Annotated in this window: 6 protein-coding genes and 2 pseudogenes (1 of these 8 cut by a window edge); all 8 read right to left on the reverse strand. The window is 50.6% G+C overall.

Annotated elements, in window-relative coordinates; genetic code table 11:
* Window positions 1-1,057, reverse strand: a pseudogene (locus tag QZ323_RS13630) (sodium ion-translocating decarboxylase subunit beta); it reaches 116 nt to the left of the window's first position.
* A 1-nt stretch (window position 1,058) separates the two neighbouring features.
* Window positions 1,059-1,484, reverse strand: a complete 426-nt coding sequence (locus QZ323_RS13635) for a biotin/lipoyl-containing protein (protein ID WP_294635254.1) — start codon at window positions 1,482-1,484, stop codon at window positions 1,059-1,061.
* A gap of 21 nt (window positions 1,485-1,505) precedes the next feature.
* Entirely contained in the window at window positions 1,506-2,438 is a 933-nt protein-coding gene (locus QZ323_RS13640; RefSeq protein ID WP_294635255.1) for an OadG family transporter subunit, read from the reverse strand.
* Window positions 2,439-2,530: 92 nt separating this feature from the next.
* Window positions 2,531-4,084 carry an acyl-CoA carboxylase subunit beta gene (locus QZ323_RS13645; RefSeq protein WP_294635256.1) on the reverse strand — a complete coding sequence of 518 codons (1,554 nt, stop codon included), beginning with the start codon at window positions 4,082-4,084 and terminating at the stop codon, window positions 2,531-2,533.
* A gap of 63 nt (window positions 4,085-4,147) precedes the next feature.
* The gene (mce, locus tag QZ323_RS13650) at window positions 4,148-4,555 is read right to left on the reverse strand and encodes a methylmalonyl-CoA epimerase (protein WP_294635257.1); all 408 of its coding nucleotides are present in this window, start codon (window positions 4,553-4,555) and stop codon (window positions 4,148-4,150) included.
* A 142-nt stretch (window positions 4,556-4,697) separates the two neighbouring features.
* Window positions 4,698-7,142, reverse strand: a complete 2,445-nt coding sequence (locus QZ323_RS13655; RefSeq protein ID WP_294635258.1) for a TonB-dependent receptor — start codon at window positions 7,140-7,142, stop codon at window positions 4,698-4,700.
* Window positions 7,143-7,332: 190 nt separating this feature from the next.
* On the reverse strand, window positions 7,333-7,551 hold the full coding sequence (locus QZ323_RS13660) for a hypothetical protein (protein WP_294635259.1): 219 nt from the start codon (window positions 7,549-7,551) through the stop codon (window positions 7,333-7,335).
* A 29-nt stretch (window positions 7,552-7,580) separates the two neighbouring features.
* Window positions 7,581-7,882, reverse strand: a pseudogene (locus tag QZ323_RS13665) (IS66 family transposase); the annotation flags it as partial.

A 7,882-nucleotide genomic window follows, 5' to 3' on the forward strand; every position in this document is an offset into this window, starting at 1 on the left:
ATTCCAAACCTACCACCTGAGAGATACGTGCCGAGTCGGGCACGGCAGATACACCGGCATTACCGATTAGCGGATTGATCTTATTGTCCTTCTTCAAGAAGAGATTGAAGATTTTGACAAAGAGCACACCCGAAGTCGTAGCAATGACGAACGACAAGGCACCCAACGCAAAGATCAAGATAGAATCCAAAGTCAGGAACTCGGATGCCTGTGTGGATGCACCTACCGTAAGACCAAGCAGAATCGTGATGGTGTCAATCAGCGGACCACGTGCTGTCTCTGCCAAGCGGCGGGTTACGCCACTTTCCTTCAGCAGGTTTCCGAAGAACAGCATACCCAACAGAGGCAGACCGGACGGAACGAGGAAGCAAGTAAGCAGCAGACCGATGATTGGGAAGATGACCTTCTCGGTGTGGGAAACCACGCGTGGCGGTTTCATGCGGATCAACCGTTCGTGCTTGGTGGTGAGCAGACGCATGATAGGAGGCTGGATCACCGGTACCAGTGCCATGTATGAGTAGGCCGATACCGCAATAGCTCCCATCAAGTTAGGTGCCAACTTGGATGAAAGGAAGATGGCCGTCGGACCGTCGGCTCCACCGATGATACCGATTGCACCTGCCTGCATGGGGTCGAAACCGAACGCCAAGGCAATCATATAAGCACCGAAGATACCGAACTGGGCGGCAGCACCGATCAGCATCAGCTTAGGATTGGAAATCAGTGCCGAGAAGTCGGTCATGGCACCAATGCCCAAGAAGATGAGCGGCGGATACCAGCCGGAGGTTACTCCCTGATATAAGATGTTGAGCACGGAACCCTCTTCGTAGATGCCGACCTTCAATCCGGCTTCCATGTTGAAGGGGATGTTACCGATCAGCATACCGAAACCGATAGGAATCAGCAGCATCGGTTCAAATTCCTTGGCTACTGCCAAGTATATGAACACCAAGCCCACCAGAATCATGACGAGATGTCCGCCTGTAGCATTGGCAAACCCCGTATAAGTCCAGAAGTCGGCAAGGTTGTTTCCTAAAAATGTGATAAATTCTCCCATATTATTCGATAATTACGAGGTCAGTACCTTCGAGAACGGATTCTCCTTTACTTACGTTGATTGCGGTTACTTTACCGTCCTTGTCGGCATTGATGTTGTTCTCCATCTTCATGGCTTCGAGGATAACGACAGTTTGTCCTTTCTGTACGGTGTCGCCTACGTTGACTTTCACGTCGAGTATGACACCCGGTAGCGGCGACTTCACACCAGACTTGCCACTGGGGGCAGCCGCAGGTCTTGCCACAGGAGCCGGAGCAGGAGCGGGAGCTACGGGGCGTACCACAGGCTTCACTGCCACTTTAGGCGCTTTTTCCATTTCTACCTTATAAGGGGTACCGTTCACTTCAACGTGAGCGATGTTGTCATCGATGTCTCCAATGGTAACCTTGTACACGTTACCGTTGATTTTGTATTTATACTCTTTCATGTTTTATCTATTTATAAGTGGTTACTTTTTGTGAGGATTTTCACGCAACGTGTAGATCTTTGAACTCCAAGGTGAATAACTGCGTTTTACGCGGGTGATGGTCAGGACGGTATCCTCCACATCGTGTACGTCGCTCTGCATCTCATGCATAGCCATAGCGATGGCGGCGAATACTTCGCCCGGTGCTTCGCCCAGTTTTTTCTCTTTGGCTTCCTGCTTGTCGGTGATTCCTTTTGCCTTCATGGCATTACGCTTGCTGAGGTTTACGGATACTTTGCCGACGATCTTGAAAGAGATGAAAAGCAAAAGCAAACCGGAGAACACAACGCTCATTGCCGAAATAGCCATACCAATACCGGCACTGTCGTGCTCTGCAAATTTTTCCATCTTGGCATTGCTGTCGATAGTCTTGTTGTTGGTGCTCGGTGTCACGTATTTCTCGTTGCTTCCGTCTTTGACTTCCCATTCGGCGGCTGCATCGCTCACGCGTGCATACGACTGGTTGGCCTTCAGGATACCGGCAGGAATCGTCACTTCGTCGATTAGCTTACGGCCGGAGTCGAACAGACCGATCCAGTTCTCTTTCTCAGGATCCAGCTTGAAGTTGGTGTGGAAAGTTCCGCGTTTCGGCTCTCCGTCCGCCCAGAACAGGGCGTGTTGGCGAGGTTTCACCAAAGTCAGTACGTCACCCTTGGGGATGAAGTATCTGATTGTGTCGCTACCCGGCTGTGCAACCATCAGCAGGTGTGCGGAGAGGTCGGCACTACCATACGATTTGTTGAATATTTCAATCCATGCGCTGTGCTGGCCGTAGTCGTCTTGGAAGTTGCTTTCATTGACCATCAGCACTTCGTTCAACAACAGCTTATTGTTGCTTTTCTTCTCTCCACAAGAAGAACATACGCCCAATACCAGCAGCAAAGTAAAGAATATTCCGATATTTCTTTTATTCATATAACTTGGTTTTTAGAGTGGGCAAGGAGACAAGTCCGACAGGGAACGGAATTCTCCTGCGCCTTTTGTCTGACTGCCTTGCCTACTGAGTTTTACAAAGGAATATTACCGTGTTTCTTGGCCGGATTGGTCAGTTTCTTAGTTTGCAACTGCTGCAAGGCACGAATGATGCGGAAACGCGTGTTGCGCGGTTCAATGACATCATCGATATAGCCATACTTGGCTGCATTGTAAGGATTGGCGAACAACTTGGTATATTCTGCTTCTTTCTCGGCGAGGAACTGGGCAGGATTTTCGTGTTCTTTGGCCTCGCGGGCATACAATACCTCAACGGCGCCGGCACCACCCATAACAGCGATCTCAGCCGTAGGCCATGCGTAGTTCATGTCGCCGCGCAACTGCTTACAACTCATCACGATGTGCGAACCACCATAGGACTTACGCAACGTAACCGTCACTTTGGGCACAGTGGCTTCGCCGTAGGCATACAGCAACTTGGCTCCGTGCAGGATTACGCCATTGTATTCTTGTCCCGTGCCTGGCAGGAATCCCGGAACGTCTACCAACGAAACGATAGGAATATTGAAAGCATCGCAGAAGCGGACAAAGCGTGCGCCTTTGCGGGATGCATTGCTGTCGAGCACACCTGCCAAGTATTTCGGCTGGTTGGCAACGATACCTACCGACTGGCCGTTGAAACGTGCAAAGCCGATGATGATATTCTTTGCGTAATCTCTCTGAATCTCAAGGAACTCACCATTGTCTACGATGGCACTGATAACTTCGTACATATCGTAGGGTTTGTTCGGACTGTCGGGGATGATTTCGTTCAGTGAGTCTTCCAAGCGGTCGATCGGGTCGGTGCAGTCCACGTAAGGCGGTTCCTCCAGATTGTTCTGCGGGATGTAGCCCAACAGTTTGCGAAGCAGTGCCAAGCCTTCTTCTTCCGTTTTGGCAGTGAAGTGGGTGACACCCGACTTAGTGGAGTGTACGCTTGCTCCACCCAGATTCTCTTGAGTAACATCTTCACCCGTTACGGTTTTAACCACTTTCGGACCGGTCAGGAACATATAAGAAGTACCTTCCATCATCAGCGTGAAGTCGGTCAGTGCGGGAGAATAAACGGCACCGCCTGCGCAAGGACCGAAGATACCGGAGATCTGCGGGATGACACCTGATGCAAGAATGTTGCGTTGGAAGATTTCGGCATAGCCCGCCAGTGCGTTGATACCCTCTTGAATACGCGCACCACCTGAGTCGTTAAGTCCGATGCAGGGAGCACCCATCTTCATGGCTTGATCCATGATCTTGCAGATCTTCAGGGACATGGTTTCGGACAGCGAGCCGGCAGAAACCGTGAAGTCTTGTGCGAAGATGTACACCAGACGACCGTCGATGGTACCGCAACCAGTCACTACACCATCACCGGCATAGTGTTTCTTCTCCATGCCGAAGTTAGTGCATCTGTGTTCTACGAACATGTCCATTTCTTCGAAGCTACCTTCGTCAAGAAGCATGGCTATACGTTCGCGAGCTGTATATTTACCTTTATCATGCTGTTTGGCAATCGCTTTTTCGCCACCACCTAGGCGTGCAGCCGCGCGGCGGTCGATAAGCTCTTTAATCTTTTCAAGTTGATTACTCATCTTACTTAAATTTATGATTAATAATGTATGATTTATGATCGAGTGAATGAGATGGTTTATGACTTAGGGTTTTTCGCAAAGTTCAGTCAGTACCCCCAGTGTCGATTTCGGATGCAAAAAAGCGATGTTCAGGCCTTCTGCACCTTTGCGTGGAGCTTTGTCTATCAAGCGGACACCTGCGTTTTCTACTTCAGCCAATGCGTTTGCCACACCGTCTTCGATGGCGAATGCTACGTGATGTACACCTACGCCTTTGTTTTCGATGAACTTGGCAATGGTGCTTTCAGGAGAAGTCGGTTCGAGAAGTTCGATTTTAGTGTCGCCCACTTTCAGGAAAGCGGTCCTTACTTTTTGGTCTTCCACTGTCTCAATGTTGTAGCATTTCAGACCCAATACGTTCTCGTAATACGGCAGGGCTTCTTCGATGCTCTTTACAGCAATACCCAGATGCTCAATGTGTGAAATCTTCATAACTATATGTTTTTAAGTTAGTATGATGTCTTAACCGAAGACATAAAACAGTACAAAGAAAGAAAATTCTTCCTTAATAAAGAAATATTTCGTCAATTAATTGTTTCCGAGTCGAACATTGGACGTTTTTTCCGGCTTATTCTCATAAGTCGAGCAGCAGGCGCAGGTTGATTTGACGGGAGGTCAGGTAGTTGGGGACGGCAAACTGGTTGTTTCGGCTGTCCGTGATCCAATAGTAGGAGTTGGTGTTGCTGATATTTAGCAAGTTAAAAACGTCGATGCCTATCCAAAGGTTGCGGATACCGCGTGGGTTCTTCTGTCGGTTGCGGTCAATGATGCAGCGCGACATGCCGATGTCTATGCGGCGGTAGGGCGGAGTGCGGAACACGGCTGCTTCACGTCCGCTGTGTGGGGGACCAAACGGGAGTCCTCCGGCAAGGGTACCTTTCAGGTTCATTTTCCACTTCTGGCTACCTGGAAAGTAGTCGGTGAAGTAGAGTGAAAGGCGGTATCGCTGGTCGGTGGGGCGAGGAAGCCACTGTCCGTTTATTTTTTCTTCGGTCTTCATCAGCGAGAAGGTCAGCCAGGAGTCCGTTCCGGGCACAAATTCACCGAATAGCTTCATGTCGATGCCTGCGGCATAGCCTTTTGAGAGGTTTCTGCCGTAGTAACTGATGCGCACGTTGTCTATATTATAAGGAATAAGATTGCTCAATGCTTTGTAATATATTTCCATAGAGAGGCGGAAGGGGCGGTTCACGACACGGAAGTTGTAGTCGCCGCCTGCCACGAAGTGCAGGGAACGCTGCGAGCGGATGTTGCGGTTCAGTGATACGATGGTTGTTCCGTCCACCTGTGTGGTGTCGCGAAACTCTTTGTAGAATGGTGCCTGATAGTAGACGCCTGCCGCTACTCTCAGCGTGAAGCGTTCGTTGAACGAGGGAATGAGTGCCAAGGAGGCGCGAGGGCTGACGATGAATTCCTTGTTCCAGTTCCAGTAGCTTCCTCTGACGCCTGCCGTCAGGGTGAACAGTCCGGCGGTGGAGTGGAAACGGTAGGTATCTTGTAGGTAGAAGTTATATCTCTGGCTGTCTGTCGTGTTGCGCGAGTGTAGGACATGGAAAAGTCCCGGTCCTTCGGCTGCCTGCGAAATGGAATATCCGGCAGAGTCGCGCAATTCCCATTCGCGCATCCGGTCTTTGATGCGTTCCTGCTTCAGTTCGGCGTTCCATTGCAGGGAGTGGTTTTTCAGTCTGTGGAATCCGGTGAGCGAGTAGCTTTGCACGTCGGCAGTGAGGTAATTGCGGGCATGCTCCATGTAGGTACCCACGCCCATGGTTTCCTGTGTCCCGTCGCTCGTGTCCGTTGTGCTGCCTGCACCGCTTCCGGCTGTTGCGCTTCCGGCCCTCTGCATCCCGCTGTCCAGTTCGCTCAGCCAATATTGTCCCGTGATGTCATATGTCTCCTGCTCCCGGGTGTGAAAAGCGGAAGCCTGTAGGGTGATGCTGTTCCGTTCGTTCGGGCGGAAGGTAGCGTATGCGGCGCCGAAGAGGGTCTGGAACAGGTCTTTCTCCTGCCCCTCGAAAAACACCTTGAACTCCCGTACGTTGCTCAGCGTTCCGAATCGCGTGTAGCGGTCTTCCGGCTGGAAGTTGTAGCGGTTCTCTGAGACGTTTCCGATGAACCCCGCCTCCCAACGTTTCGACGGAGTCCAGTTCAGGAACGTCTGGTAGTCGATGTAACGCGGGTCATACTCCCCTTTGGTGTCCAGTGTGCCGAGTAGATAGCGGTTGGTTTTGTAGCGTATGCCGTTTGTCCACGTCAGCTTCTTGCCAGCTGCGCCTATGTAGGCTGCTGCGCCCAACAGGCTGACGGAGGCGTTGGCTTCAAACTGTAGGGGCTTCTTATAAGTGATGTCCAATACGGACGACATCTTGTCGCCATATTTAGCCTCATATCCCCCAGTGGAGAAGCCTACGGACTGCACCATGTCGGGGTTGATGAAACTCAGTCCCTCCTGCTGGCCGGAGCGTATGAGCAGCGGACGGTATATCTCGATGCCGTTCACGTACACCATGTTCTCGTCAAAACTACCTCCGCGCACGTTGTATTGCGAACTCAGTTCGTTGTTGTTGCTCACTCCTGCTTGTGTGGCAATCACAGACTCTATGCTTCCGCCCGAAGCGTCCGGCATCAGACGGTTTCCTTCGGTCTCTATCTGCTGGATGGTTCCGGTCTGCCTCCGCCGTTCCGTCACGCTCACTTCTCCTAGTTCGAAGTCCATCGGGGGGAGTACGACGTTCAGGCTGATGTTCCCTTTCGGATTGACCAGTTTCCGTTTCCGGGTTTGGTATCCTAACATGGAGAAGATGACGGTCACGCTGTCCCGGTTTTCAAACTTCAGCGAATAGCGTCCCTTCAGGTTGCTGACTGTACCGATGGCTGTCCCTTCCAGGCGTATTGTCACCAGTTCGATAGGGTTTCCGTTGTCGTCCGTGACGGTGCCTCCTATCTTTACGCTGTTTTGCGCAAAGGCAGGCACGCAGGCGGTCAGTAAGATAGCTGTCAGTAACCAGAAATGTTTCATGATGATTCTCCTGTTGATGCGGAATTTTCCCCTGTTTATGCGGGATATCCTTATTATTAACGCAGAAACTTCCAGAAACGTATATTCGGGGGTAAAAAAGAGATCTTCTCCAAACATTCAGAAGCCGGCAGCGGTTTCTCCCATCTTGTATGTCTGATGGGATATTCTTTATCAGAAAGATTTGCTTGAATTACATATCCTTTATTGAGAGGCCTCTATAAATAATCTCATAATCCTTGAAAGAGCCGACAGTTTTCATAAACGATTCAGATTTAGCTTTTAAGACCTCTTCATCAAAGTTCTTCGCTTGTCGCTTGACCTCAATAAACTCTATCTTGTTATCTATTTCATCTTCAGCAATAATATCAATCTCGTTTTGTACAGCCGTCCGCGACAGCAGGTAAGCCATAAAAAGAAAGCCGTCCAGATTTTGGGCGGCTATTTTTGTGAGGTTTTCCAGCGGTCAGGGAGCAGGTCGCGGTATTTTTCGATGGGTGTGTTCGGAGGCCATACGGTGCAGCGGTCGATTATGTCGCAGAAGTAGTCGAAGACGTTTACGCCGCAGCGATGGCAGGTGATGGCCAGCGAGTGGTACAGGGCGGCGACTTCGGCTCCGGAGTGGGAGCCGATTGTCAGCCGACGGCGGGTCAGGGATATGTAACGGTTAATGCGCTCGACTTCGTTATTGTCAAGTCTGTAGGTGGGTGAGGCGAAGATGCGTGGTATCTCGTCCCATTGTT

It is taken from the genome of uncultured Bacteroides sp. (assembly GCF_910585845.1).
Classification (GTDB): Bacteria; Bacteroidota; Bacteroidia; order Bacteroidales; family Bacteroidaceae; genus Bacteroides.

What these genes read in the sequence shown, in the direction of transcription:
- QZ323_RS13635 (WP_294635254.1), bottom strand. Translation starts at nt 1,484, where the DNA reads ATGAAAGAGTATAAATACAAAATCAACGGTAACGTGTACAAGGTTACC.
- QZ323_RS13640 (WP_294635255.1), bottom strand. Translation starts at nt 2,438, where the DNA reads ATGAATAAAAGAAATATCGGAATATTCTTTACTTTGCTGCTGGTATTG.
- QZ323_RS13645 (WP_294635256.1), bottom strand. Translation starts at nt 4,084, where the DNA reads ATGAGTAATCAACTTGAAAAGATTAAAGAGCTTATCGACCGCCGCGCG.
- mce (WP_294635257.1), bottom strand. Translation starts at nt 4,555, where the DNA reads ATGAAGATTTCACACATTGAGCATCTGGGTATTGCTGTAAAGAGCATC.
- QZ323_RS13655 (WP_294635258.1), bottom strand. Translation starts at nt 7,142, where the DNA reads ATGAAACATTTCTGGTTACTGACAGCTATCTTACTGACCGCCTGCGTG.
- QZ323_RS13660 (WP_294635259.1), bottom strand. Translation starts at nt 7,551, where the DNA reads ATGGCTTACCTGCTGTCGCGGACGGCTGTACAAAACGAGATTGATATT.